The sequence below is a fragment of the Cryobacterium sp. N22 genome (assembly GCF_002929555.1).
Taxonomy (GTDB): domain Bacteria; phylum Actinomycetota; class Actinomycetes; order Actinomycetales; family Microbacteriaceae; genus Cryobacterium.
Genome location: NZ_PJJP01000038.1, coordinates 176,187 through 201,575 on the forward strand (window position 1 = coordinate 176,187; position 25,389 = coordinate 201,575).

A 25,389-nucleotide genomic window follows, 5' to 3' on the forward strand; every position below is an offset into this window, starting at 1 on the left:
GCTAGCGGCTGAGCCGGACGGTGTCCCCGAGCGTTGCCTTGCCCTCCGCGTCGGGCTGGTAGTACCGCAGCACGAACTGATCGGCGGTCGCCTCGATCACGCTCGCCCCGGTCCCAGCCAGACAGAGCCGGCTTCCCTCTCGCAGCTCGACGGGACACTCGCGGATGTTGGCGGTGCCACCGATCCCGGCTGTGACGTAGTGCAGGCCATCGACGATCACGTCCTCATAGATGTGCTGATGGCCCGCGATGACGATATCGGCTCCCCACCCGGCGTAGTCCCAGCCGGCGGTGGGCCGCATCTCCCGGTTGTCCTCATGGACGCCTGAGGTGTAGGCGGGGCGGTGGAACAGCACCACGTTCCAGGCATCCGGCCGGGCGGCACGCTGGTCGGAGAGCGTTTCCTTCAGCCAGCCCCGCTGGATCTCCAACTCTTCGGGAGTGGTCTCGCTGTCGAGCACGATCAGCGTGACGTCTCCGACATCCTGCGTGTACCAGCGCTGCTGCGCGTCGGCGGCCGTGCTGAGATAGGGGAAGGCAGCTCGGTAGGCGTCGAGCCCGGCACCCTCATCGGAGTAGTCGTGGTTGCCGAGCGTGGGCCACAGCGGTGGCACGCCCTGCCCGTCCCGGCCTTGCTCGAAGTAACCCCAGACCGATTCGGCATACGGAATACAGCCCACTTCGTGCTGGGTGTTGTCTCCGGCCGTCACGATGGCGTCCACTCCCCAGGCGTCGACCTGATCCGCCGTCCATTGTTCTCCGGCGTCGCACGTGCCGAAGTCGGAGATCAGCGCCAACCGGGTCGCCGGCGCCGGCGCCGGCTCAGCGCTTTCGGAAGGTCTCGGGTCGGAAACCGCAGGAGGGACGGAAACGCAACCGGCCAGGACGAGAGCAGCAGCCGCGAAGGCGACCACGCCCGCGACGCTCCGGCGGGCGCGTCGGCCTTGGGCTGCTCTCGTCATCCGAGTCCTCACGTGTGACTGACCCCCAATTTAGCTCCGCACATCCGCGTTGCCTACGGCAGCGCCGGAAGCGTCGGCGTCGCCTTGGCCAGCAGGCGCACCTGGATCGCCTCGATTTGCTTCGACTGACCCGTCGTGCCCGCTGTCGCCCCATTGCTCACCCACGGCTGCCAGCCGATGTCCTGCACATGGGTGCGGTACGAGATGTCGTACTGGGAAGCCAGCGCTCCGGTCAGGCGGAACTGAATTGCCTCCATCTGCAAGCTTCGGCCGGTCGTTCCGATGTCGGCGGTCGTGCGCCAGCCCATCCAGCCGATGTTCTGAACGTGGGCGTTGGCCTCAATGTTCGCGACCGCGGTGGATCCCGGTGTCTCGAGGATGAGCGCCTCCATCTGCCTGAACTGACCGAGCGTGCCGGCTACCTGGCCGGTGTTCACTTTGCGTTGCCAGCCGACGTCCTGCAGGTGGGCCTTGTACCGGAGCATCGGTGTCGCGCCTTGTTCCTTGATCAGCATCGTGGCGCGCGTGGCGAGCCAGTCGCGGAGGAAGCCGACCTCACCGGCGTAGGTGCTGTGATAATCCTTGCCGAAGCCGCGGATCAGCAGCGTCGGCGTGCCCAGAATGGGCCAGACGGCGAAGTTTGCAGCGGCGGAGGCTTTGATTTCGTTCTCCCAGCGGGTGATCTTGGCCGGCATCAGCCCCACCTCCTGCGAGATACCCGATTGCCACAACTGGTTGGCTCGCTGCACGAACTCCTTGGAGCGGAACAGGTCAAAGTAAAAACCGTTACCCTGCTGCCGCAGAATCTGCGCGTTCTTCGCGTAGTCAGCCTGCGGATCGGAGCCGAGGTGCGGAGCGCGGTCGTAGTTGCCCAACGCGCTGTCGAAGTCCCACACCGGTCCGGCGAACAGCTTGCTGGCAGGTCCGTTCTTGTAGAAGTACACACTTGACTGCGTGATCTCAGGATTGGCCGTCTGTTCGAACACGTAATAGAACTTGACGAACGAGTCGACGTCGATCAGAGCGCTCAGCGCAACCCAGTCGACCTGCGGTGCCGCCAGGATCGCGTCCACCCTGTCCAGGGTGCTCTGGATGTCGTTCCAGCCTGCTTGGGTCCCGGCCGGAAGTGCACCCCCATCCGGCACCCCGGCCTTCGAGTCCTTCAGCACGAACAGTGACCTGCTGGTCGCGGTGCGGAAGTTGTAGGGCTCGGCCAGACCGTAGTTGTTGTCCAACTCGACCATGACGCCCGTCGGGTCGGTGAGGTCAACGCGGTTCGTCTTGACCTCGGTCTTCTCGCTGATCAGATAGTTGCCGAGGTAGGTGCCGTTCACCCGGAGGTCGACCCATTTGGACTCCGGCGAGTAGGCCAGCCCGATTGAATTGGCCAGGTCGAAGGCCGCTTTGTTGCGCATCAGGGACGCGTCGGCGGCGTTCGCGAGAAGGATCCATGTCTTCGCGGGGGCCATGCCGAGAACGGCGGTGTTCTGCTCGAACTTGATCTGGTACGGCTTTTTGGCAAGGTTCCAGGTGTAGTTGCCCCGGCCCTTGATCTCACCGAGGGCGGGGACAGAGATGTTGCTCACCCCGGCAGGGTCCTCGATTGTCATCGTCGTCGCGACCTTATTGTCCTTGGATGCGTGCACGTAGCTCAGCGTGTTGTGCGAGGCATCTGGGTCGCTGAGGGTGATATTCAAGGTCGGCAGGTCCGGTGTCTGGGGTGCGGCGGTGGCGTGTGGCAGGTCACCGATTGTGACGAGGGTGATGGTGAGCGCGGCGGTCATGGTGACGACTAAGGCTCGCAGGGCTAGACCCTCGCGAGACAGCGTGTGCATAGGTGAGGCCTTTCGTGTGGTCCCATCTATGGGACATGTTGCCGGATAGAGAGTCGGCGTCGGCGTTGACGTCGATGCCCGTTCTGGTTGCACACAATACGCCCTAGCTGAGCATCCCTCACGTTATTTTTCGGGGTGGCGTCGCTGCTCGGGGCCGGAAAGCTCGGGACATACCCCCGATCGGGCGTCAGCGCCTCGCCGCCGGGGTTACTCTGGAGGGGAACCCGACCTCCCCGCGGCACCCCACGGCCGCCCTGTCAAGGACATCATCCTGACCATCATCACTGGCTACGACGCCGTCACCCTCCGGGAAAAAGTCGACCTTCCTGCCGCCGCAGAACGTCTCGACGACCTCGGCCAACTCCGCAGCCTCTCGGCACTGAACGAGAAGGTCACCCTGCTGCGCTTGCTCGACCGCCTCGACGAGGCCTTCGAGATCGCCAACCAGGCGTTGCGCCAGGCCCGGTTCACCGGTGACCGGCAGGACTTCGTGCTGTGCCGCATCCGTCGTGCCCAGGTGATGCAGTTTCAACGCAAGCTCGAGGAGGCCGCGTCCGAACTGACCCAGTGCGTGCTCGAGTCGGAGACGCACGAGTGGAACCTCACCGCGGCGTTCGCCCGGGAGACTCGCGGCAAGGTGCACTTCGAACAGGACGACCTCGACGGCGCCCTGGCCGACTTCACCGCTGCCGTGTTCCTGCGCGACAGGTCCGGGGCCTCACCCGACGAGCTGGAGAGCGCCTTGATCGCCGTGGCCGTCGTGGAGTCGTTCATCGGCGAGCGCCGGGCCCTGCGCTGAGGCGCTCTCCCCGGCATACTGCTGGGGTCGACGTGGTGTTATGCGGGTCAGGCGCCGCTAGGCGGGTGGCGCGCCACCCGCGCAGCGGCGCCCAGCCCGCACACCGGCATCCGATGGCATCCAGGCGGGCCCCGGGCGCCTCAGCGCGGCATCCGGAAGCTCCGTGCGGCACCCGGTGACGCGCCGGGCATTCTGGGGTCAGGAGCCGGGCACGGAAATGACCAATTCCAAGACTTTCGTGGCATTCTGCAGGAGATATGCATCACAGACGGGTTTGGTCCGGCGCGGTCGCCGCGGGCATGGCGACGCTGTTGTGCGCCTGCACGGCGAGCGCTCCCCTGCCCAGCGCCAGCACCAGCACGCCGGCGCGGCCCACGGCGGCGGCGACCGAACCGGCAACGGATGCGACGCCCGTGCCGGTGCGCCCACTGAGTGAGCCCGTCGTGATCGCGGAGGGGCTCGACGCCCCGTGGTCGATCCTGCGATTGCCCAGCGGCGCCACCCTGATCAACGAACGCGACACGGCTCTCGTGCGTGAGCTGCTGCCCGACGGCGGCCTGCGGGACGCCGGACGTGTCGACGGGGTCGAACCGCGGGGCGAGGGCGGGCTGCTCGGCCTGGCGTTCCTGGCCGCGGCCGATGCCGAGGCCGAACCGGACACCCCCGATGCCGGCTGGGTCTACGCGTACTTCACCGCCGCATCCGACAACCGCATCGTGCGGATGCCGCTGACCGGCACCGCGGGCGCCCTAGGTCTCGGCGACCCGGAGACGGTGCTCAGCGGCATCCCCTCGGCAAGCAACCACAACGGCGGACGCATCGGGTTCGGCCCGGACGGCCTGCTCTACGCCACCGCGGGTGATGCGGGCGAAGCCGGCAACGCGCAGGACCTCGGGTCGCTGGGCGGCAAGATCCTGCGGATGACCCCCACCGGCGAGGTCCCGGCCGACAACCCGTTCGGCAGCCTCGTCTACTCCTACGGCCACCGCAACCCGCAGGGCATCGCCTGGGACTCGTCCGGGGAGCTCTGGGCCAGCGAATTCGGCCAGAACACCTGGGACGAGCTGAACCTGATCACCGCCGGCGGCAATTTCGGGTGGCCCGAGGCGGAGGGCGCCGGCGGCGGCGCCGGCCTCATCGACCCCGTGCAGCAGTGGTCCACCGCCGAGGCAAGCCCGAGCGGCCTGGCCATCGTGAACGACACCCTGTTTCTCGCCGCGCTGCGCGGCGAGCGCCTGTGGCGGGTCGATCCCTCCACAGGCACCGTCGATGGCTGGTTTGTCAACAGCTTCGGGCGCCTGCGCGATGTGGTGTCCGGCCCGGATGGCACACTGTGGTTCGTGAGCAACAATACGGATGGCCGCGGCGCCCCCGCCCCCGGCGACGACCGTCTTTACCAGGTGCAGGTGGGGCCCTGATGGCCGACCTGATTCGAGTGCGGCACTGGGCCGACGCGCTGATAACCCTGCACCTTGACCCCAGCTGGTCCTTCGACTTCGACAACGCCAAGAAGCGCGCCGGGCTGTGCAACTTCACCGCCAAGAAGATCACCGTGTCCCGGTATCTGGCCGCCCGGTACGGCGACGACGAGATTCACCAGATCCTGCTGCACGAGGTGGCGCACGCCCTGGCCGGCGCCCGGGCCGGGCACGGCCCCGTGTGGCGGAGCGTGGCCCTCGGGCTCGGCTACGACGGCAAGCGCACCCACGACGGCGAGATCGCGGACGACCTGGCGCCCTGGGTGGGCACCTGCGCCGCCGGTCACACCCACTACCGGTACCGGCAGCCCACCCGCCCGCTGGCCTGCGGCCTGTGCGGCCGCGGGTTCACCGCCGCGCACGTGATCACCTGGACCCGGCGCGACATCACCCCGGCTGCCCGGCGACGAGCCGCTGCCGCCGCCCGCTGACCCTTCGCCAACCGCGGACGGGACACCACGATCCCCACCGCGGCAGGTGCAGTGGGGATCGAAGGGTTAACCGGCACCCGGCGACGGGTGCCGCCTGGTGTTACCCGATCGGACGGGGGTCGGGGGTGTCCGGAACGTCCTGGACCTGGTTCGCCGGGATGTCGGCGTACGCACCCAGTCCGTCGGTGCCGTAGCTGCGGTCGACGAGCACGTCCGCACCATTGATATCCACTCTCACCGTGGGGGACAGCGTCCCGCCGCGACGGAAGTCGTCCGAGGTCCCGATGCTGTCGATGAACGACTGGACCAAACCGTCAGGCATCACGTAGTGCGAGTACGCCTGGAACTGCCCTGGATGCTGGTTGAAGTCGGGAGCGAACGGGAATCCGACCGCATAGTTGAGGTTGGATGGGCTGCCCAGGGCCAGGCCTGAACCCCGGTTGACCGGCTCGAAGTCACTCCGAACGCCGTCGCCGACGAAGCCGTACACTCCTTCGGGGCCGTCGATGCCCGGCGCGAACGTCGAACGGTGACTGATCGTGAAGATGTAGTACTTGCCGTCCTTGATGTAGATCTGTGGACGTTCAGTCTGATCGGTCACGCAATTGGCTGACAGGATCGGTGGCAGGAAGTGCCACTTGGTCAGAGCCTTGTTGTCTGCCACCGCCAGACCGACATTGCCCATCCGCAGGTTCGCATCAGACGGGATCTCGGGCGGACCGCCCTCAACGCCCTCCCCGACAGGCACCTCACGTTGCGGATCGGCGGGATCGTAGCCGAGGTCCTCTGCGGTGCACTCGACCTCCTCGCGGTTTCCAGCCGTGTTGCCCTCGAAGACCATGAAGGTCTTGTCGGGGTGAGCGGGATCCGTGAAGGTGAACGGGTCACGGAAATTCACTGACGAGTTCTGATCCTTGGTCTGGTACAGGGTGCCGTCCGGAACCAGGAGTTGGTGCTGGTCACGGAAGCCCGTGAGCCACACTCCGGTGTCATCGGCGAAGATCCGGCCTTCCGTCTGCACGATGCGGGGATCGGCCGGCTTCACATCCTGACCGGCCGCGTCCCGATAGAAGGCGACAGCCGTGTAGAACGTGCGCAGCTTGTTGCCGGAGAAGATCCGGGTGGAACCCGACCACTCCGTCTGATGGCTGAACGACTGATCCTCATAGATCGCTCCGGAGGCACCGTCAGGGAAGACGAGTCCGCCGTAGGTCCAGCCGCCGTTCTCCGGCCTTTGCTCGACCGGAATGTCCGCCTTGCGGAAGAAGAAGCCGAGCTTGGCATACGTGTGACGCTCGTCGAAACCGAGGTTGCGGTCGGCGACCAGCGAGAAGATCACTTCCCAGCCCTTGTAGCTGAACTGATCGGCGTCACCGTTCGTCAGTGTCCAGGTGTCCCAGACCCATACCTGCCCGCCACTCATGTCGGGGAAGGTCTGCGGGATGGTCGGCATGGTGTATTCCTCGGGCATGGAGTTCTCCCGCGGGGCTGCGTTGGGATCGCTCATCGCCTTCAGCTGCCGCGCATCAGCGCGCGTCCAGCGTGAGGTAAAAGCCTCGTCAGGCGCGAAGGCCTGTTGGCTATGCGGTGTGGGATTGGGAAAGCCGGGATTGACGGGAACGAATTCCGCCGCCTGGGCAGGAAGCGAGCCGAGGGCCAGCGTTCCTGCGATGAGCATTGTGGCAGAGAGGAGACCTATGGCCGTCCTCCGCGCTGCCTGGTGTTGAGTTTTCACGATGTCCGCTTTCGATCAAAGATGGATGACCGACCGCTCAATGGCGCTTACCCCGGATCAACCATCTGCCTCCAATCGCGAAAGGTCAAGCAATATTGAGAAAAAGTCAAGACCCCAATCGAGGCTCACGGCAGTTTTGAGGAAATTTCAAAGATTGGGATCCGCGTGATACCGCGGCGGTCGCCCTCCCCGGCTCGATCCCGGCCTGTGACGCTCTTGACGGTAGTTCGGGCTCAGGCGTAACCTCCTCGGAGATCTCTCAGGTGGCGTCTCTCCCCCAAGCAACATCCACCGCGGTCGCCTTGCGACGACCCAACACCTGGAGAATCATGGAAACCAATACATCACGGCGGGTTGGCACCTTCCGACGAGGCCTTGTGGCGGGGGTGGCTGCTGCTGCCGTCGTTCTGCTCACGGCTTCGCCCGCCCTAGCCGCCCCGCCGGTGTCAGTGTCGACACTGCGCGAGGTCTCCGCAGCCCAACTGGCCGACGCACTCGCCGGCCGCGGAATCAGAGTGCAGGACGCCACCTTCACCGGCACCGACGTGCAGGGAGGTCTATTCAGGGCCCCAATGCTCGGCAAACGGCATTCACAAGGCGTCGCTCTCTCGACCGGTAGCCTCATCGACTCAGATCCACAGTCGGATGCCGACGTCGACTTCACCAAGTCCGCTCTGATCGGACCCAACACGAGCCTGACGACAACGGGCGACTTCGGCGGAGTGGGCGATGACGACCTCACCGCGCAGGCTGGAATCTCCAGCTACGACGCCGCCGTGCTCACCCTCACCGTGAAGCCGAGGCACCGGCACCTCTTCCTCGAATACGGATTCGGCAGTGAAGAGTACGCGAACTGGACCGCGCAAGGGTACAACGATGCCCTCGGCATCTGGGTGAACGGCGAACTGTGTTCCACAGTTCCCCGTACCTCGGAACCCGCGGGAACCGGCACCATCAATGAGACCGCTCATGCCGAGCACTACGTACCCAACTTCACCGACCGCACGCCGGGTATCCTGCCCACCGAGATGAACGGATTCACCAAACCGCTCCAATGCCACGCCCGAGTCACACCCGGCACCCCGGTCACGGTGAAGATCGCTGTGGCTGACACCCGTGACGGCCAGCTCGACACGACGCTGCTGCTTGCGGCGAAGTCGCTCTACTCCAGCCGGTCACGTCGCTGACGCCGATGGAGAGTTCGCCGGCCACCGCCGGAACCCCAACGGGACAAAACGATGGAAAGAAGCGGCGTGTCCGCATCATCGTGATCGCCTCCGTTGTGGTCGTGGCGGTGGTCGGCGTTCTGGCCTGGGTGCTGCTCGCGGGGCAGACCGCCCAGCCACCCGTCGCGTCGGCGCCGACGCCCTCGCCCTCGCCCTCGCCTGAGCCGACCGAGGCCCTTCAATTCGAACGGCCGAACGACTGGTCGGACTACCGCCCGGCGCTCCACCTCACGCCCGAGAAGAACTGGATGAACGACCCGCAGCGTCCGTTCTACCTCGACGGCGTGTGGCACTACTACTACCTCTACAACGCCGACTATCCCAACGGGAACGGCACCGAGTGGTACCACGTCACATCCACCGACCTCGTGCACTGGAAGGACGAGGGGGTGGCGATCGAGAAATACACCAACGGCCTCGGTGACATCGAGACGGGAAGTGCGGTCGTCGACGTGGACAACACGGCCGGCTTCGGCGCCGGTGCGGTCATCGCGATCCTGACCCAACAGGCCGACGGCATCCAGCGTCAGTCGCTGTTCTATTCGACAGACGGCGGTTTCACCTTCACCGCCTACGAGGCGAATCCGGTCATGGAAAACCCCGGAACGACGGACTTCCGGGACCCGAAGGTCAGCTGGGACGCCGCCCATGAGCGCTGGGTCATGGTGCTCGCCGAGGGAGCCAAAGTGGGCTTCTACACCTCGCCGGACCTCATCGAGTGGACCTACGTGTCCAGTTTTGAACGAGACGACCTGGGCACGCTGGAATGCCCCGATCTGTTCCAGATGTCCGTTGACGGGGATCCGGCGAACACCCGCTGGGTACTGGCCGCCAGCGCACACGGCTCGAAGTATGACAAGACCACGGGTTTGGCGTACTGGACGGGAAACTGGGACGGCACCACGTTCACGCCCGACCGCGAGGAGCCGCTGTGGCTGGATGACGGAGCGGACTTCTATGCCGCGGTCACCTGGGACGACCCCCGCGAGAGTGCCGACGAGAGGCGTGCCAGCCGGTACGTGATCGGCTGGCTGAACAACTGGGGGTACGCCGGCGACCTGCCCACGACGGACTGGAAAGGTGGGATGTTCTCGATCGTTCGCACCATCCGGCTGGTCGACGTCGACGGTGTCGCCACGCTCGTTTCGCAACCGGTGGATGCTCTCACCGAACTCAGCGGGGAGGCGATAGACGCCGAGACGACAGTGCTCCCGCCCGGCGACTCGGATTCCCTGCCGCAGCCCGACACCGGTTCGTATCGTCTTCAGGTCGCCCTGTCGCCGGACGAGGCCGATCCGGCCCGTGAGGTGCGGCTGAAGATCAAGGACGGCGGCGGCCACTTCGTCACGGTCGGGTATGACTTCGAACTCCAACGGGTGTTCATCGCCCGCGATGCCGATGCTGCGGCGGCCACCATGCCGGACCTGTATCGGGAGGTCCGCGGGGTGACCAGCCCGCTGCGGGATGGTGCCGTCGCCCTCGACATCTTCGTCGACTACGCCTCGGTCGAGGTGTTCGCCGACGGTGGACGGCAGACGCTCAGCTCGCTGGCATTCGGGGAGCCGGACGCCAACGGGTTACGGGTCGAATCCGTCGACGGCAGCACTGTCGTCGAGTCACTGACCCTGACACCCCTGGCCGTCGCGGCACCGGAGCGAGAGTAGGTCTTCTCAGGCGGGGAAGTTGAAGTCGGTGACAACGGCCACCGCGGCATCCGGTGCCGGGGCCAGTGCGGCGGCGACGGCAGCGGGCCGGCCGGCGGCGGCGAGGGCCTGACCGGTTTCGGAGGCCGTGACGAGGTGCTTCACGGCGCGTTTGAGGCCCACAAGAGTCGCGGCCGCGGCGGCGGCTTCGGGCGAGCAGTGGTCGATGCCCCGTTCGGCGAGGGCGTCGATCACGGCGCCGGCCGCGAGCAGGTCTTCCATGGCGAAGCGGATGGTGCCGTCGGCACGCCGCTCCCCCACCGCGACGACCGCCACCGAGAACCGGTCGCCCTTCTCGGTCTGCCTGGCCAGCGCCCAATCGGCCACCAGGGCGCTCGTGGCGAGGCCGGCGACGATCACGGTGTGCGCGCCGAGTGCCGTGGGGAAGCCGTGCGCGGCATCCACCGGCGGCAGGGCGTCGGCGAGCACGATGACGTCGGCATCGGCGGCGAGGGCCTGGAAGCCGGCGAGTCCCCAGTCGAATCGGACCTGGTACTTGATCTGGGGCTCGGCATCGCTCACCGGTTCAGGATACCGGGCGCACCCCTCGGTGAAGGGCGGCCGGGCGGATGCGGCTCAGCGGGCGTCGTAGCGGGCGAGGGCGTCGGCGTCGGTGGCGTGGGTCATGGCCCGGCGGGCCGCGTCGAGCGCGCTGACCGGGTCGGCTTCGGCCTCGGCGAGGGCGAGCTGGCGTTCGGCCTCGGCCAGGCGGGTGCGGGCGTCAGCGCCGACCCGGCCGCGGTTGGCGGTGATGAAGTCGCGGGCGATGCCGATCTGGCTGCGGGCGGCCAGCCGGGCGCCCACATACGCCTCGCGGGCGTTGTCGCGGCGCAATTGCCGGTTGCGGGCCTCGGAGCGGGTGACGTCGAGGCCGTCGAGGGCCTCGCGCAGCCGGGCGAGGTCGGCGGACGGGTCGCTCACCCGGCCGGGGCGGCGGAGCTCCGCGAGCACAACATCGGCGGCGGCGATCACCCGGTTGAGGTCGGCGCTGGCGTCGGACTCCTCGTGCCGGTCGCGCAGGGCGCGAGCTTCGGCGAGTTCGGCCTCGGCCGCGGCGAGGGCCGTGCCGAGGCTGGCGAAACCCACGTGCAGCTCGTCTTCGCCGGTTTCGATCGCGTCGAGCAGCGCGGTCGCGGTGAACAGGGCCTGCTCCGCGGCGCTGACCTGCTCGCCGACCGGTTCCGTGGCCCCGGCGGCCAGGCGCGCGTCGGCGGCATCCGCGGCCCGGCGGCCCGCGTCGATGGCGGTGCGGGCGCGTTCGACGTTGCCGCTTATCGAGGCGAGCGCCGCGGCGGAGTAGCTGGTGGCGAGGCGGTCGAGGGTGGCGGCGCCGCCGGCCAGCCGGTCGGTGGCGCGGTCGAGGCGGCGGCGCAGCCGTTCGAGTTGCAGCGGAGCGTTCTGCTCCACCACCCTCTTGGTGTCGAAATCGCGGGTCTGCGCCTCGAGGCGGGCGGTGGCTTCGTCGGCGAGGCGGGTGATCTGCTCGGTCCACTGATGGATCTGGCTGTCGGTGTCCGGCTCACCGTCATCGAGCTTCTGTTTCAGTGCGAACGCCTCACGCAGCTGACGCTTGGACACGGTGAGGGCCTCGGCGAAGTCGGCCGTGGCCCGCTCGCCGAACTGCGCGATCGCGAAACCGAGCTCATCGGTGGCGGCCTCGATGAGGTCATCCGCCCGCACCAGGCTGATCGCCGCGGCGCGTGCCCGCTCGGCGATCTCGGCGTTCTCGGCCGCGCGGATGCCGCGGGCCTTGCGCCGGGACGCGGCCACCAGCAGCACAATCACGCCCACGACGATGCCGAGGACCACGACGGAGGGCAGCCACCACAGAGCATCGATCATGCCGCCATCCTATTGACCGAAGCTGGCGAAACCCCCGATGGCGGGCCGGTCCGGAGCCAACCCGAGGGCAACTCGGCGTCAGGAGCGGCGGCGGTCGTCGGCGCTGGGCCGGCGCATCTGCGCGCGGATCAGCTCGAAGTCGTGCCGGCTGATCTCCAGCAGGCCCCGGCGCAGCTTCAGGCCCCAGTCGCGGTCGTCGCGGGTGAGGTCGAGCACCTTCAGCAACGGCCGGATCGACGCGGGTTCGGCAGCCGGGTCATACTGCACCCGCCGCCGCCAGGGCCGGTACTCGCTGCCGGAGTCGCCCACCTGCACCACCACGTTGTCGCTGACGTAGCCGATCGCGGTGAACTGCCGCAGCCGCTCGCCCTCGAATTCGGTCTTGGGCGAGTAGTAGACCAGCCCGTCGGACTCGTTCATGCTCTCGAGGATCTCGCGGGCGGCATAGTTCATCTGCGCCAGGCCCATCGCGACGCTGCGCAGCACATACTCCTGCTGCACCACCCCGAGCCAGTACCGAATCGCCACGTACTAGTTGTACTGCATCGCTCTGGCAGCACAGACTGAGAGCATGCGCGTACTGCTGAAAGAGATCCTCGACTGCACGCCGGATGCCGCCTGGCGGGCCCTGGCCAGCCCCACCGTGTTCCGCGAGGTGAGCGGCCCGTTGATGAGCATCGCCTCCCTCGAAACGGATGGCTTCCCCACCCGCTGGACGCCGGGCGAGCATCCCGTGACCATGAGCGGTCTGGGCCTGGTGCCGCTGGGCGAGCAGATGATCCGGCTGGAGATGCGCACCACCACCAGCGGCGTGCGCATCGTGCACGACACCGGCAACGGCGTCTCCGGCGCGATGAAAACCGTCACCCACTGGGACCACCGCATGGCCATCTCCGCCGACCCGGCCGGCACCGGCAAGACCCTGTATCGCGACCGGCTGATCTTCTCCGCCGGCCCGGCGACCCTCGCGGTGTGGCCCGGCCTCTGGGCGTTCTGGCAGCTGCGGATGCTGCGACTGAAGGCCCTGGCGCCCACCTGGCAGTACGACCTGGGCGCCGACGATCCCGCTTTTGTGGCCGCGGGCGCGGCCGAGGGCCCGGGCGGGACCGACGGGCTAGCCTGACACTATGAGCACAAGCATCGGAGCCCTGCAGATCGCCGACTGGCGCCGCCGCGTGTTCGGGCTCTACGGCGGCGTGCGCCAGCTGAGCGCGCGCAAGCCGTCCGCCGGCCACGAACTGTGGCATTCCGGGCGCGACGAGCTCTTCGCCGGGCATCCGGCGTCGCCGCTGCTGCCGGATGACCGGGCCGCGTTCACCGGCCTCACCGTCGCCGCGTACGACCCCGACTGGCGCTTCGAGGTGGAGGTGCACCGGGCCGCGGAGCCGCTGCGCATCAAGGTGGAAACCGGCACCGACGGTGTCGTGCCGTTCGACCTGGTCGGCTCCGTGCGGCTGCCCTACATCGGCTCGCTCGACGTTTGGCGCCTCGCCAGCTACGGCGGCGGCCTGTTCCTGCCGCTCAAGGACGCCCTGGCCGGCAAGTCCGGCGGCACCTACGGCGGCGGCCGCTACCTGCTGGACACCGTCAAGGGCGCCGACCTCGGCCCGGGTACCGGCGACGACAGCCTGATCCTGGACTTCAACTTCGCGTACAACCCGTCTTGCGCGTACGACCCGATGTGGGCCTGCCCGCTGCCGCAGGCCGGCAACATCGTCACCGCCGAGGTGCCGGTCGGTGAACTGTACCTGCCCAGAATCTAGAGACGAAAGTCCCGGTCACCCCTCATGAGGGTGACATTCTGGCTGCGCGCTTGACAGCATCCGCTAGAGTAGGACTACTTGTGAGTGCGTAGTTGCGCTCGCTGCGTCGTAGAACGCCCTCTTCTTATCGATGGCCACCTCGCCCGAGTTCGACTCGTTGCTGGCGGCCCACCCGATTTCCGAATGAAACTTTCTTACGGCGAACGGATGTGCCCATCGGCACCTTCGCCATGTGAATCCTCCTGGCTCCGGCCGTCGCTCAAGCGACACCGGTTCGAGCGAGGAGACTGATGCCCCGAAAGGCACCACTTTGTCTGAAACTTCCTTTGGCGCGCTTGGCGTGCCCGCTCCCCTCGTCGCCGTGCTCACCTCGCAGGGCATCGACAGCCCGTTCCCGATCCAGGTCGACACCCTGCCCGACACCCTCAAGGGCCGCGACGTCCTGGGCCGCGGTAAGACCGGCTCGGGCAAGACCCTGGCCTTCTCCATCCCGATGGTGTCCCGCCTCGGCGGCAAGCTCGCCGGTGGCAAGCGCCGCCCGGGCCGCCCGCTCGGCCTGATCCTCGCGCCGACCCGCGAACTGGCCACCCAGATCACCGCGGCGCTCACCCCGCTCGCCGAGGCCTACGGCCTGAACACCACCACCATCTTCGGCGGCGTCTCGCAGAACCGTCAGGTCGCCGCGCTCAAGGCCGGCGTCGACATCGTCGTGGCCTGCCCCGGCCGCCTCGAGGACCTCATGAAGCAGGGCTTCGTGAACCTCGACTCCGTCGAGATCACCGTGCTCGACGAGGCCGACCACATGGCCGACCTGGGCTTCCTGCCCGTCGTCACGCGCATCCTGGACAAGACCCCGTCCAGCGGCCAGCGCCTGCTGTTCTCCGCCACGCTCGACAACGGCGTGGACAAGATCGTGCGCCGCTTCCTGCACAACGAGGTTCTGCACTCCGTCGACGAGGCCACCAGCCACGTCTCCGCGATGACCCACCACGTGTTCGAGGTCGACACCGCCGAGTCGAAGAAGGAGCTCATCGAGAAGCTCGCTTCGGGCACCGGTCGCCGCATCCTCTTCATGCGCACCAAGCACCACGCCAAGAAGCTCGCCAAGGCGCTGACGGATGCGGGCATCCCCTCCGTCGACCTGCACGGCAACCTGTCGCAGGTGGCCCGTGACCGCAACCTCGCCGCGTTCAGCGCCGGCGACGTGAAGGTGCTCGTCGCCACCGACGTGGCCGCCCGTGGCGTGCACGTCGATGACATCGAACTCGTCATCCACGTGGACCCGCCCGCAGAGCACAAGGCGTACCTGCACCGCTCGGGCCGCACCGCCCGCGCCGGCAGCGCCGGTGACGTCGTCACCATCGTGCTGCCCGCGCAGAAGCGCGACACCGACCAGCTGCTGCGCAAGGCCGCCATCACGGTGACCCCGCAGCGCGTGAACGCGTCGTCGCCCGCCGTGATCACCCTCACCGGTGACGTGGCCGCATACGTCAAGCCGGTGCCGCGTGTCGAGCAGCAGCAGGGCCAGTCGCAGGGTGGCCGCTCGCAGGGCGCCAACGCCCAGCGCAAGCGCGTCAACCGTGACGACCGGGACAACGGCGGCCGCGGTTCGCGCGACTCCGGTGGCCGTGGCGGCCGCAGCGGCGATGCCGTCGCCGCCGGTGGTGCTCGTCGCGACCGCACCGAGCGTCCGGCATCCTCCGGCCGCAGCCACGCGCCCCGCACCGGCGGTTCGGGTTCGGGCACCGGCGGCTCCGGCTCCGGCCGTTCCGGCGGCCTGCAGGTCGGCGGGCTGGTTCGCGGTTCCGGTTCCACCGGTGGCGGCGCCCGCCGCTCGGCTCCGCGCCGCGCGCAGGGCTAGTCAGCCCTCAGCATCCGCTCAGCACCACCCGAAACGGGCCGGCTCCTCCAGGAGCCGGCCCGTTTCGTCGTGCCAATGGCGCCGCGGGTCGAAATGCGGGGCAGGCGCCGCTGCGCGGGTGGCGCGCCAGGCGCATAGCGGCGCCTGACCCGCACAGCTCCACGCGGGGTGGTCGGGCGGGGTCGGCGGCCGGGGTTATGGTCGAGGTATGAACACCACCGTTGTTGTTCGGCCCGTCACCGAGACGGATGCCGACAGCCTGGGCCGCATCCACGCGACCTGCTGGCACGAATCCTATGACCACATCCTGAGCCAGGCTGCGCTGTCGCAGCTGCACCCGGAACGCCTCGCCCAAATGTGGCGCCGTTTCTCGGTGCAGGGCCCCGGCTACCGCCACGTCGTGGCCGAACTGGACGGCGAGATCGTCGGTTTCGCCGGCAGCGGCCCTGGCCGCGATGCCGGCAGGCCCACCGAGCACGAGCTCTACTTCGTCTACCTGTTGCAGGCCCACCAGGGCACCGGCATCGGCCAGGCACTCTTCGACGCCGTCGTCGATCCCGGCCCCACCTACCTCTGGGTCGCCGCGGACAACCCCCGCGCACACCGTTTCTACGCCCGCAACGGCTACCTACCCGACGGCCAGGAGCGCACCGAAGAGGTGCTGGGCGAACCGTTCCGTGAGGTGCGCCTCGAGCGGTAGTACAACCCGCCGACCCCGCGCGGGCTGACGGCGGTTACTTGACCGCACCCGCCGTCAGGCCGCGCACGAAGTACCGCTGGAGCAGGAAGAAGATCAGCAGCGGCACCACCAGGACGATGAACGATCCTGCGGCCACCCGCTGCCAGCCCTGGCCGTACTGGCCCAGCAGACTGTAGAGACCCTGCTGGAGCACCTGGTTGGGGCCACTCTGAATGAACAGATACGCCACGAAGAAGTCGTTCCACACCCACAGGAACTGGAAGATCGCGAAGGACGCCAGCGCGGGCACCGACATCGGCACGACGAGCCGCCAGAAGATCTGGAAGTGGCTCGCACCATCCACCCGTGCCGCCTCGATCAGCGAATTCGGCAGCGTCTGCATGTAGTTGCGCAGAATGTAGATCGCGAGCGGCATCGCGAACGTCGCGTGCACGATCCAGGCCGCCGGATACTGTCCGATGATCGGGATGCCGGTGGCGTTTCCGAACCAGACGAACAGCTGGAGGATAGGAATGACCGCGATCTGGATGGGCACGACCATGAGGGCAAGGGTTACTGCAAAATAGATTTCCTTGCCCCGGAACTGCAGGAAGGTGAATGCATAGGCCGCCATGGCGGCAATCATCACCGGGAGGACCGTGGCCGGTATCGTTACCGCAGCCGAGTTCCAGAACGTGGTTCCGGCATCGAGTGCCACCCAGGCGTCCCCGAACGCCTGCAAGGACCAATCCTGCCCGAAGGGGTCGAGGAAGATCGTCCACCAGCCGCTCGCATCCACGTCGGCCTTGCTGCGGAAACTCGTGATGAGGATCCCCAGGAGGGGAAACAGCCAGGCTACGGCAATGATCCCCATAATGATGGTGATGAGGACGCGGGGCTTCTCCCGCACTGTGCCGTCCTTGTTGCGGTCCTTCGTCTTCCTCTTGACCTTGACGAGCGGGGTCGGTGTCGCGGTCATCGGAGTTCCTCCTGCGACTTGTAACTGCGGATTTGGTAGATGATGAGCGGCACAACGGCGATCATCAGGACGATCACGACCGCTGCGGCCTTGCCCGGATTCTGGAAGCTGAACAGCTGCGAGTAGAAGTCGACGACAAGCACGCTGGTGTTGTACTGCCCGCCGGTCATCGCGTAGATGACGTCGAAGGTCTTCATGACGAAAATGGTGACCGTGACGAAAACGGCCAGCACGGTGCCACGGATCTGCGGGACGATCACCAGGAGGAATGTCCGTCTCTCACTCGCGCCGTCGAGGCGCGCGGCCTCGATCGTCTCTTCGGGCACGCCCTTGACCGCCGCCGACAGGAGCACCATCGCGAAGCCCACCTGCAGCCAGATGCCGATGAACATCAAGAGGAAGCTGTTGAGGCGGGCCGCATCGATCGTGAGCCACGTCACAGGGTCATTGCCGGTGAGGCGCGTCCAGATGGCGTTGAGCAGGTAGATCTGCGGATTGCCTGGCGGGGCGTAAAAGTAGATGAAGCGCCAGGTGACGGCCGCTGCCACGCCGCTGATCGCCATGGGGATGAAGATCATCGCCTTGAACGACTGCTCGCGGCGGTGGCCGAGTCGGTCCGTGAGGATCGCGATGAGCAGTCCGATCAGAACTGATGCGGCCGGCACGACGAGCACCCAGAGAAAGTTGTTGATCAGAACGCTGAGGAAGTTCGGGTCAGTGAACAGTGAGATGTAATTGTCCAGCCCGACGAATTTCGCCCCTTCGCCTCGGCGCCTGCTTTGCTCCATGAAGCTTTCCACGAAGGTGCGCAACGCCGGGTAGAGGAGGAAAACCGCGACAAGGATGATCACGGGCAGCAGGAAGACGTACGGCAGTAGCCGCGCCTTCGTTTTGTCATGCGTCTTTTCAACGACCCAGTTAAGAAGCCAGAAGATCAGGAACGAGACCCCCAAGCCCAGGACCACGGATATGACTGCGCTGAAGATGGCCATCGTAACCGCCTGACGTCATTGTGCGGAAGGAGAGTTCGCCTGTCGGGCGGCGGAGAGGCCGCCCGACAGGCCGTGAGGTGGGGACTACCGAGGCCAGGCGGCGTCAATGTCCGAGAAGGCCTGCTCCATCGACTTCTGACCAGCGAACCAGCTGGTCAGCTCGGTCCACTCGGCGCCGGCACCGACCTCACCCGGCATCTGGTCGGAGGCATCGAAACCGAACACGGCGGAGTCCTTCAGCATCGTCTGTGCGTTCTTCTGGAACTCCGTGGTGTAGTTCGACGCGTCGAAGTCGTTGTGCGGGGACAGGAAGATCGCTTGGCTGGCATACCCGTTGGTGCCGAACTCCTTGCTGGTGAGGTACTCCACCACCTGCTTGGTGGCATCGGAGTCCGTGAACGCGCCGACGAGGTCGCCGCCGCCCAGCATCGAAACATCCGTACCCTCAGGGGAAGGCAGCTGGAAGAAGTTGACGTTCGACAGGTCATTCTGGGCGATCTGCGCCTTGATGTCATCCGGGAAGAAGTCCGAGATGAACGACCCCTGACGCATCATGAAGCACTGACCGTTTTCCGCTCCGGAGACGAACAGCTGGTTGCCTGCCGTCTGGAACGAGGTGGTGGCGGCTGAGGCCCCACCCCCGTTGACCTTGTTCGGCGCAAGGAGTTCGTCCGCAACCTTGGTACCGGCCTGGTTCACCAGCGGGCTCGTGAAGAGAACGTCTCCGGCGATCCAGTCGTTGTACTGATCGAGGCCACCGAAGCGCAGCACGTACTCCTCGAGCCAGTCCGTTGCCGGCCATCCTGTGGCGGCACCCGCCTCGAGACCTACGCACCAGGGGTAGCCCAGGCCGTTGTCGATGATCTGCTGCTGCACTGCGGTCAGCTCGGCATCCGTCGTGGGAACCGTCAGTCCCGCCGCCTCGAACGCGGCTGGGTTGTACCAGACAAGCGACTTCACATTGATGGAAAAGGGCAATCCGAAGGTCTGACCGTCGACTTCTGCGATCGTGCCGAGACCGTTCGCCTCATCGGCGGTGATCGCCTCAACGTCGATGCCGAGATCCTCCAGCGGGAACAGCGACTGCGTCTGGCTCTTCAACACACCCGGCTGCGGGTAGATCGCGACGTCCGGCGGGTTGCCCGCCGTCGCCCGCGCCACAACCGCGGTCTGGAAGTCGGTGTTGCCGTCGTAGGTGGCCGAGATCCCTGAGGTTTCCGACCACTTGTCCAGGTCGTCCTGGAAGGCCTTGGCCTGGGCGTCGGTGAACGCGCCCATAATCGTCACCTCTTCGCCGCCGCCCCCCTCATCGGATCCACCGGTGCACCCTGCCAGCAGGCTCACGGCCGCGACCACAACCACCACGCGAGTAATCCGGTTTCGAAGCATCGTCGCTTCATCCTCTCGTTGGGGAGACGTGATCTCCCAAAACGGTTTGTTGCCGCGACTATAGTCAAGTTGAGAAAAACTCGACATGGCTTGCGGTAACGACGAAGTAACGATGGCCAGCCGGCCGCATAAAATCGAGGGATGCCCACGATTCCTGTTCTCCTCGACGTCGACACCGGCGTCGATGACGCCCTCGCCATCCTGTTCGCCGTCGCCCACCCCGACATCGAGGTGCTCGGCATCAGCTGCGTCGCCGGCAATGCTTCGCTCGAGCGGGTCGTGGAGAACACCCTGCGGATCCTCGACGTCGCTGGCGCCCCCGACATCCCCGTGGCCGCCGGCGCCCGCCGACCGCTGATCTCGCCTGCCCGCAGCGCGTCGCACGTGCACGGCGAGGGCGGCCTGGGCACCGTGCACCTGCCGCCGGGCGAGCGCACCCCCGAGCCGGTCAGTGCGGTGGAGCTGATGCGCCGGCTCATCACCGACAGCCCCCGCCCGGTGACCGTGGTGGCCCTGGCCCCGCAGACCAACCTGGCGCTGCTGCTGCGCCAGTACCCCGACCTGGCCGAGAACATCGAGCGAATCGTGTTCATGGGAGGCTCGGCCAGCGTGGGCAACGCCACCGCCGTGGCCGAGTTCAACGTGTGGCACGACCCCGAGGCGGCGGCGATCGTGCTCGACGCGGGCATCCCCACCTTCATGTACGGGCTGGACGTCTTCAACCAGGTCAGCGTAGACCGCGACGTCGCCGCCGCGCTGGAGGCCGGCGACTCCGGCTACGGGCGGGTGGTGGGCGCGCTGCTGGCGAACCGGGTGGCCCGCAGCGAGAACAGCGCGGCCGAGTACACCGGGCTGATCGGTGACGCCGGGGCGATCTGCGCGCTGGTCGACCCGGATGCGCTGACCACCCGGCTGCTACGCGTGCGGGTGGAGCTCACCGGGTACGGTCGCGGCCAGACCATCGTGGACCAGCGCCACCGGGTGGGCGAAGACATCGTGCACGGCACCGCCGGCACCTGGGAGGTCGTGGAGGTGGCCCTGGACGTGGACGCCCCACGCTTCGCGCGCCTGTTCCTCGACACCCTGGGCCTGTCCTCCCCCCTCGCGAACTGAGAGAAAAGCCCCAAAAACTCGCCCGCGAAGGTGCTTATCTCACAGTTCGCGGATGAGGGGCGGCGGGTCAGCGCAGCGCGCCGACCGAGGCCAGGGCCATGCGGAGGAGGCCGCCGCGGCCGCCTTCCATCTCGGCCGAGACGGCGTCGGTGGCCGCCTCCTCCGGGGTCATCCAGGTGACCTCGAGGGCATCCTGGCGGGGGTCGCAGGTGCCGGTGACGGGCACGACGTAGGCCAGCGACACGGCGTGCTGGCGGTCATCCGTGAACGCGGTGATGCCGGGCATCGGGAAGTACTCGGCGACCGAGTACGGCACCGGGCTCGGCGGCAGCTGCGGGAACGCCATCGGGCCGAGGTCCTTCTCGAGGTGCCGGAACAGCGCGTCGCGCAGGGTCTCGCCGTAAAGCACGCGGCCGGAGACCAGGGTGCGGGTCATCTTGCCCTCCGGGGTGGCGCGCAGCAGCACGCCGACCTCGACGACCTGGCCCAGCCCGTCGACCCGCACGGGCACGGCCTCGACGTACAGCAGGGGCAGCCGCTGGCGGATCTCGGCGAGCTCGATGTCGCTCAGCCAACCCGGGTTCGAGTTGGGCGGTGGTGCGTCATCCCCGCCAGGCGTCCAGTCCGGATCGGGGTCAGGGGTGCGCACGCTCATAGTTCATTCTCACTCACGAGAGCGGTGGATGCACCACCGGGGTCCGCGAGTCCGGTCGCGCACACCCCGCGAACTGTGAGCTAAGCACCACCCCGGGCGCGTTTTTGGGCCTTTTCTCTCAGTTCGCGGGACCCCAGCGCACCGCGGCGCGGGCGTGGAAGGATTGAGGGAGTCGGCGCGCACCTGGGCCGACCTGAACGTGAGGAACCGACACATGGCCACCAGCATCCGCCCAGAGCCGATCGACCCGGCCGCCGTGCTGTGGTCGGCCGCCGCACCGGACCGGGTGGGCCGCCCGCTGCTGCTGGTGCTGCACGGCTACGGGTCGACCGAGGGCGACCTGTTCTCGCTCGCCCCGCACCTGCCGTTGCAGCCGACGATCGCGGCGCTGCGGGCGCCGCTGCAAGCCGGCCAGGGCTGGTCGTGGTTTCCCATCGGGGTGCCCGGCGACCCCGTCGGCGACGCTCTCGACGCGGCAGCGCTCGGCATCATCGAGTGGCTCGACGCCCTGCCGGAGCAGCCCACGTCCATCGGCCTACTCGGCTTCTCGCAGGGCGGCGCCATGACGCTGCAGCTGATGCGGCACGCGCCGGAGCGGTTCGCGTTCGCGGTGCAGCTGTCGGGGTTCATCGGCAGCGGCACGCATCCGGGTGACGCACGGCTGGCCGAGCTGGCGCCGCCGGTGTTCTGGGGCCGCGGCACCCTGGACCCCGTGATCCCCGAGGGGGCGGTCGCCCGCACCCAGGCGTGGCTGCCGACGCACTCCACGCTCACCGAGGGCATCTACGAGGGAATGGGTCACTCCATCTCGCAGGCCGAACTCGGCGAGATCGTCGCGTTCCTGCGCGAACAGTACGCGGCTCCGGCGGTGCCGACCGCCTGACCGCCTGACCGCCTGACCGCCTTGACGACGAGCTGCCCCCGAACGGACGAATTGCCCCGTCCCAACGGAGCAACTCGTCCGGGGCGGGGCAACTCGGTGAAAAAGGTCGAGCTAGGAGCGCTTGCGGGCGGCCTGCTCGTTTTGGGCGGCGAAGCGCTCGGCGTGCGCCTTCTTGCGGGCCTTCTCGGCGTCGCGGTCCTTCACGCGGATCTGCTCCTCGCGCACCTCGAACTGGGTGGCGCGCTCGGTGACGAGCCAGGCCGGCGGCTGCTGCAGCAGTGCCTGGATCTCGGCGGTGGTCAGCGGCTCGGTGACCTCGCCGCGCACCAGGCCCGAGATCGACACGCCGAGCTTGGCGGCGACGACCTGCTTGGGGTGCGGGCCGTTGGCGCGCAGCTCGGTGAGCCACTCCGGCGGGTTGGCCTCGAGGGCGGCCAGCTCGGTGCGGGACACCGGCGTGGACTGGAACTCCTCGGGTGCTGCTTCGAGCAGAATCCCGAGCTTCTGGGCAGCCGTGGCCGGCTTCATGGTCTGGGGCTTCTTCTCGCTCATGGTTCCAGCGTATAGCCTGAGAGCACTATGGTTTCGGTGTCCTGCGCCCGAACACCGCCAAAACGGCCCGTCGCCGGCACTTCACGCCTGCCCGCGCAGCCACCGCCCACACTGATTTTGCACACGAGAGGATGCCGGTGACCTTTTCCATTGCCTTCGTCGCCGGGGTCACCCCCACCAAATGGACTCGCATTTGGGCCGAGCGGCGCCCGGAGGTCGAACTCTCGGTCTTCCGCACCAGCATCGCCGATCAGGAGGCCGTGCTGCGGGACGGCCGCGCCGACGTGAGCCTGGTGCGCCTGCCCATCGATGAAGACGGCCTCAGCCTGATCAACCTGTACAACGAGATCCCCGTGGTGGTCGTGGCCAAGGATCATTTCCTGGCCGACGCCGACAGCGTGGTCGTGGCCGACCTGGTCGACGAGCACCTGCTACAGGATCCCGACGAGATCCCCGAGTGGCGCGATGCGGCCGTGGAGGTGCGCGACGGCAGCCGCCGCCCGCTGCCGCCGATGCGTGACATGGACGAGACCATGGAACTGGTCGCCGCCGGCGTGGGCATCGTCATCGTGCCGCACTCGGTGGCCCGCCTGCACAGCCGCAAAGATGTCGTCTCCAAGCCGGTGGAGGACACCGCAGAGAGCCGGATCGCGCTGGCCTGGCGCACGGTGGACACCACGCCCGACGTGGAGGAGTTCATCGGCATCGTGCGTGGCCGCACCCCGGACAGCTCGCGCACCAACGCGGTGGCGGCCGGCGACGAGCCCGTGAAGAAGGAAAAGAAGACCGCGAAGGCCAAGGCCGCCGCCAAGGCCGTGCGTGCGGCCGCGGCCGCCGCGAAACCGGCCACCGCGCGCAAGACGCAGAGCGCCGGTCGCACCCGCAACTCCCCCAGCCCGCAGGCCGGCAAGCGCCGCGGCGGTCGCTGAGCGCCCCGAACTGTGAGTTAAGCACCTATCCGGGCGTGTTTTCGGTGCTTTTCTCTCAGTTCGCGGGAAGGTTCAGACGCGGGAGACCGGCTGCCGCACCACGGTCTTGAGCTTCCCCGGCGCGGTCTTGCGCGGGTCACCCAGGTACACCTCATGGTGCCGGTCGCGCTCGCGCAGGCCCGCCTGGGGCAGCACCTCGCCGTGCAGCCGGGCCAGTGCCGGGGCCTCGTCGTCGTACGAGCCCACGTGCAGCAGTTGCGCGCAGAGGCCCTCGTCGAGCCGCTCGATACGCAGAAGGTCCAGGGCCGGCAGCGCCTTCTTCTTGGCTCGCGCCGCCGTGACGGCCTCCTCGATCTCCGCGTCGCTCACCCAGTCGGGCTGGCTGATCATCATGGTCCAGCTCCACGCTGCCTTGTTGCGCGCGCTGAACACGGATGCGTCGTCGGCGTACCAGAGCCCCTCCAGCGGTCCCACCACCAGATCGCGGCCGCCGCCGCGCTTGCTGGTGAACTTCACCGTGTACGCCACCGCGTAGAGCGCCTCGACGGCCTCGACGTACGCGGTCGCCGTGTTCGGGTTGCCCGACCCGGCCACCGCCAGGAAACGTTGCGGCGGCACCACCAGCGTCTCCCAGTCCCGGTTCTTCGGCGCGTACAGGGCCCGCAGCTCGCGCTTCACGTCGTACGGCGCGGCTCCGCCGGCTGACGCGGTGTCGACGCCCGGTGTTGTCGCGGCATCCGCCACCTTCTCGGTCACCACGGTTCAGTTCTGCAGCACGGAGAGGATGTTGCCGGCCGGGTCGGTGAACCAGGCGATCCGCGGCCCTCCGCCACCGCTCGCGATGCCGCGCGCGTCCTGCTCGAATCCGTCGTACCGGAGAAATTCGACGCCGCGTTCGGCGAGCACGTCCACGGTCTGGTCGATGTCGTCCACCTCGAGGTTGAGGATGGTGAACACCGCAGGGGTGTGGTCCTCCTTCGGGTAGACGAAGACGTCGGCCCCACCGGGCAGGGTCAGGCGCAGCGTCCCCATTCCGCCGTCGCCGATGTCGAGGCCGAGCACCTCGCGGTAGAACGTGCCGGCGGCGTCGATGTCGGGCACCGCGAATCCGGTGAAGCCGTGTTTGTACGTCACGGGGATTGTTGTGACCATGGTCGTCTCCTTCTCTGGGCTCACTCCTGCATGATGGCGATGATGTTTCCGGCCGGGTCGGCGATCCAGCCGCCGGTCGGCATCCCGCCGCCGCGCGAGATACCTCGCTCATCTTGCCCGAATCCTTCGTAGCGCAGCATGTCCACGCCACGTTCGGCCAACGCATCCACTGCCTGCTCAATGTCGGGAACCGAGAGGTTGAGGACTGTGAACACCGCGGGCTGGTGGTCTTCCTTGTCGTAGATGATCACCCCGGTGCCGCCGGGCAGGGTGAGCTGCAGCATTCCCATCACATCGGAGACGTCAAGTCCGAGCACGTCTCCGTAGAAGTTGCGAGCGACCTCCAGGTCTGGCACGGCGAATCCGCCGAATCCGCGCTGGACGCTGAGTTTCGTTGATGGTGCCATGATCGACTCCCTCTGCTCGGTGTTG

26 protein-coding genes are annotated in these 25,389 nt (G+C 67.6%); 12 read left to right on the forward strand and 14 right to left on the reverse strand.

Features of this window, described 5'->3' with window-relative positions:
• Position 1: 1 nt before the first annotated feature.
• Together CXY76_RS14760 and CXY76_RS14765 are read right to left on the reverse strand one after the other, a co-directional pair.
• Positions 2-913, reverse strand: coding sequence for a metallophosphoesterase (locus CXY76_RS14760; protein ID WP_158253918.1), 912 nt, complete (start codon positions 911-913; stop codon positions 2-4).
• 101 nt (positions 914-1,014) lie between these two features.
• Positions 1,015-2,889, reverse strand: a complete 1,875-nt coding sequence (locus CXY76_RS14765) for a CotH kinase family protein (protein ID WP_146073469.1) — start codon at positions 2,887-2,889, stop codon at positions 1,015-1,017.
• 313 nt (positions 2,890-3,202) lie between these two features.
• On the opposite strand from CXY76_RS14765, the gene CXY76_RS14770 reads away from it, so the two are divergent.
• The 3 genes from CXY76_RS14770 to CXY76_RS14780 all read left to right on the forward strand — a co-directional run bounded on the left by CXY76_RS14770 (position 3,203) and on the right by CXY76_RS14780 (position 5,504).
• Complete coding sequence (locus tag CXY76_RS14770; RefSeq protein ID WP_233199874.1) at positions 3,203-3,595, forward strand: hypothetical protein; 393 nt, start codon at positions 3,203-3,205, stop codon at positions 3,593-3,595.
• A 257-nt stretch (positions 3,596-3,852) separates the two neighbouring features.
• Entirely contained in the window at positions 3,853-5,013 is a 1,161-nt protein-coding gene (locus CXY76_RS14775) for a sorbosone dehydrogenase family protein (protein WP_233199876.1), read from the forward strand.
• Complete coding sequence (locus tag CXY76_RS14780; RefSeq protein ID WP_104165839.1) at positions 5,013-5,504, forward strand: SprT-like domain-containing protein; 492 nt, start codon at positions 5,013-5,015, stop codon at positions 5,502-5,504. The genes CXY76_RS14775 and CXY76_RS14780 overlap by 1 nt, the downstream gene beginning before the upstream one ends.
• A 100-nt stretch (positions 5,505-5,604) precedes the next feature.
• On the opposite strand, the gene CXY76_RS14785 is transcribed toward CXY76_RS14780, so the two are convergent.
• Complete coding sequence (locus CXY76_RS14785; protein ID WP_104165841.1) at positions 5,605-7,182, reverse strand: glycoside hydrolase family 68 protein; 1,578 nt, start codon at positions 7,180-7,182, stop codon at positions 5,605-5,607.
• Positions 7,183-7,682: 500 nt separating this feature from the next.
• On the opposite strand from CXY76_RS14785, the gene CXY76_RS14790 reads away from it, so the two are divergent.
• Positions 7,683-8,426, forward strand: coding sequence for a choice-of-anchor L domain-containing protein (locus tag CXY76_RS14790; RefSeq protein WP_146073470.1), 744 nt, complete (start codon positions 7,683-7,685; stop codon positions 8,424-8,426).
• Between the two features lie 80 nt (positions 8,427-8,506).
• On the forward strand, positions 8,507-10,129 hold the full coding sequence (locus CXY76_RS14795; protein WP_233199878.1) for a glycoside hydrolase family 32 protein: 1,623 nt from the start codon (positions 8,507-8,509) through the stop codon (positions 10,127-10,129).
• Positions 10,130-10,135: 6 nt separating this feature from the next.
• Here the strand turns inward: CXY76_RS14795 and CXY76_RS14800 are convergent, their stop codons facing one another.
• The 3 genes from CXY76_RS14800 to CXY76_RS14815 form a co-directional block, all read right to left on the reverse strand.
• Entirely contained in the window at positions 10,136-10,690 is a 555-nt protein-coding gene (locus tag CXY76_RS14800) for a 2-phosphosulfolactate phosphatase (RefSeq protein ID WP_104165847.1), read from the reverse strand.
• Between the two features lie 54 nt (positions 10,691-10,744).
• A complete protein-coding gene (locus CXY76_RS19440; protein WP_158253919.1) occupies positions 10,745-12,010 on the reverse strand; it encodes a hypothetical protein in 1,266 nt (421 codons plus the stop codon).
• A 78-nt stretch (positions 12,011-12,088) separates the two neighbouring features.
• A complete protein-coding gene (locus CXY76_RS14815; protein WP_233199879.1) occupies positions 12,089-12,538 on the reverse strand; it encodes an EVE domain-containing protein in 450 nt (149 codons plus the stop codon).
• A 43-nt stretch (positions 12,539-12,581) separates the two neighbouring features.
• Here CXY76_RS14815 and CXY76_RS14820 point away from each other — a divergent pair, with 43 nt between their 5' ends.
• The 4 genes from CXY76_RS14820 to CXY76_RS14835 all read left to right on the forward strand — a co-directional run bounded on the left by CXY76_RS14820 (position 12,582) and on the right by CXY76_RS14835 (position 16,334).
• Complete coding sequence (locus CXY76_RS14820; protein ID WP_199190322.1) at positions 12,582-13,133, forward strand: hypothetical protein; 552 nt, start codon at positions 12,582-12,584, stop codon at positions 13,131-13,133.
• Between the two features lie 4 nt (positions 13,134-13,137).
• Positions 13,138-13,773, forward strand: a complete 636-nt coding sequence (locus CXY76_RS14825; RefSeq protein WP_104165851.1) for a DUF1684 domain-containing protein — start codon at positions 13,138-13,140, stop codon at positions 13,771-13,773.
• Between the two features lie 310 nt (positions 13,774-14,083).
• Positions 14,084-15,634 carry a DEAD/DEAH box helicase gene (locus tag CXY76_RS14830; RefSeq protein WP_104165853.1) on the forward strand — a complete coding sequence of 517 codons (1,551 nt, stop codon included), beginning with the start codon at positions 14,084-14,086 and terminating at the stop codon, positions 15,632-15,634.
• Between the two features lie 208 nt (positions 15,635-15,842).
• Complete coding sequence (locus CXY76_RS14835; RefSeq protein ID WP_104165855.1) at positions 15,843-16,334, forward strand: GNAT family N-acetyltransferase; 492 nt, start codon at positions 15,843-15,845, stop codon at positions 16,332-16,334.
• A gap of 34 nt (positions 16,335-16,368) precedes the next feature.
• Here CXY76_RS14835 and CXY76_RS14840 read toward each other — a convergent pair whose 3' ends face one another.
• The 3 genes from CXY76_RS14840 to CXY76_RS14850 all read right to left on the reverse strand — a co-directional run bounded on the left by CXY76_RS14840 (position 16,369) and on the right by CXY76_RS14850 (position 19,892).
• The gene (locus CXY76_RS14840; RefSeq protein ID WP_104165857.1) at positions 16,369-17,292 is read right to left on the reverse strand and encodes a carbohydrate ABC transporter permease; all 924 of its coding nucleotides are present in this window, start codon (positions 17,290-17,292) and stop codon (positions 16,369-16,371) included.
• Entirely contained in the window at positions 17,289-18,284 is a 996-nt protein-coding gene (locus CXY76_RS14845) for a carbohydrate ABC transporter permease (RefSeq protein WP_104165859.1), read from the reverse strand. The genes CXY76_RS14840 and CXY76_RS14845 overlap by 4 nt, the downstream gene beginning before the upstream one ends.
• An 84-nt stretch (positions 18,285-18,368) precedes the next feature.
• A complete protein-coding gene (locus tag CXY76_RS14850; RefSeq protein WP_146073471.1) occupies positions 18,369-19,892 on the reverse strand; it encodes an ABC transporter substrate-binding protein in 1,524 nt (507 codons plus the stop codon).
• On the opposite strand from CXY76_RS14850, the gene CXY76_RS14855 reads away from it, so the two are divergent.
• Entirely contained in the window at positions 19,815-20,786 is a 972-nt protein-coding gene (locus CXY76_RS14855) for a nucleoside hydrolase (RefSeq protein WP_104165863.1), read from the forward strand. The genes CXY76_RS14850 and CXY76_RS14855 overlap by 78 nt on opposite strands.
• A gap of 67 nt (positions 20,787-20,853) precedes the next feature.
• On the opposite strand, the gene CXY76_RS14860 is transcribed toward CXY76_RS14855, so the two are convergent.
• Entirely contained in the window at positions 20,854-21,441 is a 588-nt protein-coding gene (locus CXY76_RS14860; protein WP_104165865.1) for an NUDIX hydrolase family protein, read from the reverse strand.
• Positions 21,442-21,655: 214 nt separating this feature from the next.
• On the opposite strand from CXY76_RS14860, the gene CXY76_RS14865 reads away from it, so the two are divergent.
• Positions 21,656-22,324, forward strand: a complete 669-nt coding sequence (locus CXY76_RS14865; protein WP_104165868.1) for an alpha/beta hydrolase — start codon at positions 21,656-21,658, stop codon at positions 22,322-22,324.
• Positions 22,325-22,435: 111 nt separating this feature from the next.
• Here the strand turns inward: CXY76_RS14865 and CXY76_RS14870 are convergent, their stop codons facing one another.
• The gene (locus tag CXY76_RS14870; protein ID WP_104165869.1) at positions 22,436-22,876 is read right to left on the reverse strand and encodes a DUF5997 family protein; all 441 of its coding nucleotides are present in this window, start codon (positions 22,874-22,876) and stop codon (positions 22,436-22,438) included.
• Positions 22,877-23,007: 131 nt separating this feature from the next.
• On the opposite strand from CXY76_RS14870, the gene CXY76_RS14875 reads away from it, so the two are divergent.
• Positions 23,008-23,805 (forward strand): LysR family substrate-binding domain-containing protein, encoded by a 798-nt coding sequence (locus CXY76_RS14875; protein WP_104165871.1) that lies wholly within the window; start codon positions 23,008-23,010, stop codon positions 23,803-23,805.
• 72 nt (positions 23,806-23,877) lie between these two features.
• Here CXY76_RS14875 and CXY76_RS14880 read toward each other — a convergent pair whose 3' ends face one another.
• Genes CXY76_RS14880 through CXY76_RS14890 form a run of 3 tightly spaced genes read right to left on the reverse strand, consistent with a single transcriptional unit; the run spans position 23,878 to position 25,364 of the window.
• A complete protein-coding gene (locus CXY76_RS14880; RefSeq protein ID WP_233199881.1) occupies positions 23,878-24,564 on the reverse strand; it encodes a GyrI-like domain-containing protein in 687 nt (228 codons plus the stop codon).
• Between the two features lie 3 nt (positions 24,565-24,567).
• Positions 24,568-24,957, reverse strand: a complete 390-nt coding sequence (locus tag CXY76_RS14885; RefSeq protein WP_104165873.1) for a VOC family protein — start codon at positions 24,955-24,957, stop codon at positions 24,568-24,570.
• 20 nt (positions 24,958-24,977) lie between these two features.
• Positions 24,978-25,364: a VOC family protein gene (locus CXY76_RS14890; RefSeq protein ID WP_104165875.1), complete on the reverse strand. Its 387-nt coding sequence runs from the start codon at positions 25,362-25,364 to the stop codon at positions 24,978-24,980.
• Positions 25,365-25,389 lie beyond the last annotated feature (25 nt).

Coding starts and splice junctions, on each gene's coding strand:
- CXY76_RS14860 (WP_104165865.1), bottom strand. CDS start 21,441: ATGAGCGTGCGCACCCCTGACCCCGATCCGGACTGGACGCCTGGCGGG.
- CXY76_RS14820 (WP_199190322.1), top strand. CDS start 12,582: ATGCGCGTACTGCTGAAAGAGATCCTCGACTGCACGCCGGATGCCGCC.
- CXY76_RS14875 (WP_104165871.1), top strand. CDS start 23,008: ATGCCGGTGACCTTTTCCATTGCCTTCGTCGCCGGGGTCACCCCCACC.
- CXY76_RS14890 (WP_104165875.1), bottom strand. CDS start 25,364: ATGGCACCATCAACGAAACTCAGCGTCCAGCGCGGATTCGGCGGATTC.
- CXY76_RS14840 (WP_104165857.1), bottom strand. CDS start 17,292: ATGACCGCGACACCGACCCCGCTCGTCAAGGTCAAGAGGAAGACGAAG.
- CXY76_RS14780 (WP_104165839.1), top strand. CDS start 5,013: ATGGCCGACCTGATTCGAGTGCGGCACTGGGCCGACGCGCTGATAACC.
- CXY76_RS14870 (WP_104165869.1), bottom strand. CDS start 22,876: ATGAGCGAGAAGAAGCCCCAGACCATGAAGCCGGCCACGGCTGCCCAG.
- CXY76_RS14885 (WP_104165873.1), bottom strand. CDS start 24,957: ATGGTCACAACAATCCCCGTGACGTACAAACACGGCTTCACCGGATTC.
- CXY76_RS14835 (WP_104165855.1), top strand. CDS start 15,843: ATGAACACCACCGTTGTTGTTCGGCCCGTCACCGAGACGGATGCCGAC.
- CXY76_RS14775 (WP_233199876.1), top strand. CDS start 3,853: ATGCATCACAGACGGGTTTGGTCCGGCGCGGTCGCCGCGGGCATGGCG.
- CXY76_RS14785 (WP_104165841.1), bottom strand. CDS start 7,182: ATGCTCATCGCAGGAACGCTGGCCCTCGGCTCGCTTCCTGCCCAGGCG.
- CXY76_RS14865 (WP_104165868.1), top strand. CDS start 21,656: ATGGCCACCAGCATCCGCCCAGAGCCGATCGACCCGGCCGCCGTGCTG.
- CXY76_RS14845 (WP_104165859.1), bottom strand. CDS start 18,284: ATGGCCATCTTCAGCGCAGTCATATCCGTGGTCCTGGGCTTGGGGGTC.
- CXY76_RS14855 (WP_104165863.1), top strand. CDS start 19,815: ATGCCCACGATTCCTGTTCTCCTCGACGTCGACACCGGCGTCGATGAC.
- CXY76_RS19440 (WP_158253919.1), bottom strand. CDS start 12,010: ATGATCGATGCTCTGTGGTGGCTGCCCTCCGTCGTGGTCCTCGGCATC.
- CXY76_RS14825 (WP_104165851.1), top strand. CDS start 13,138: ATGAGCACAAGCATCGGAGCCCTGCAGATCGCCGACTGGCGCCGCCGC.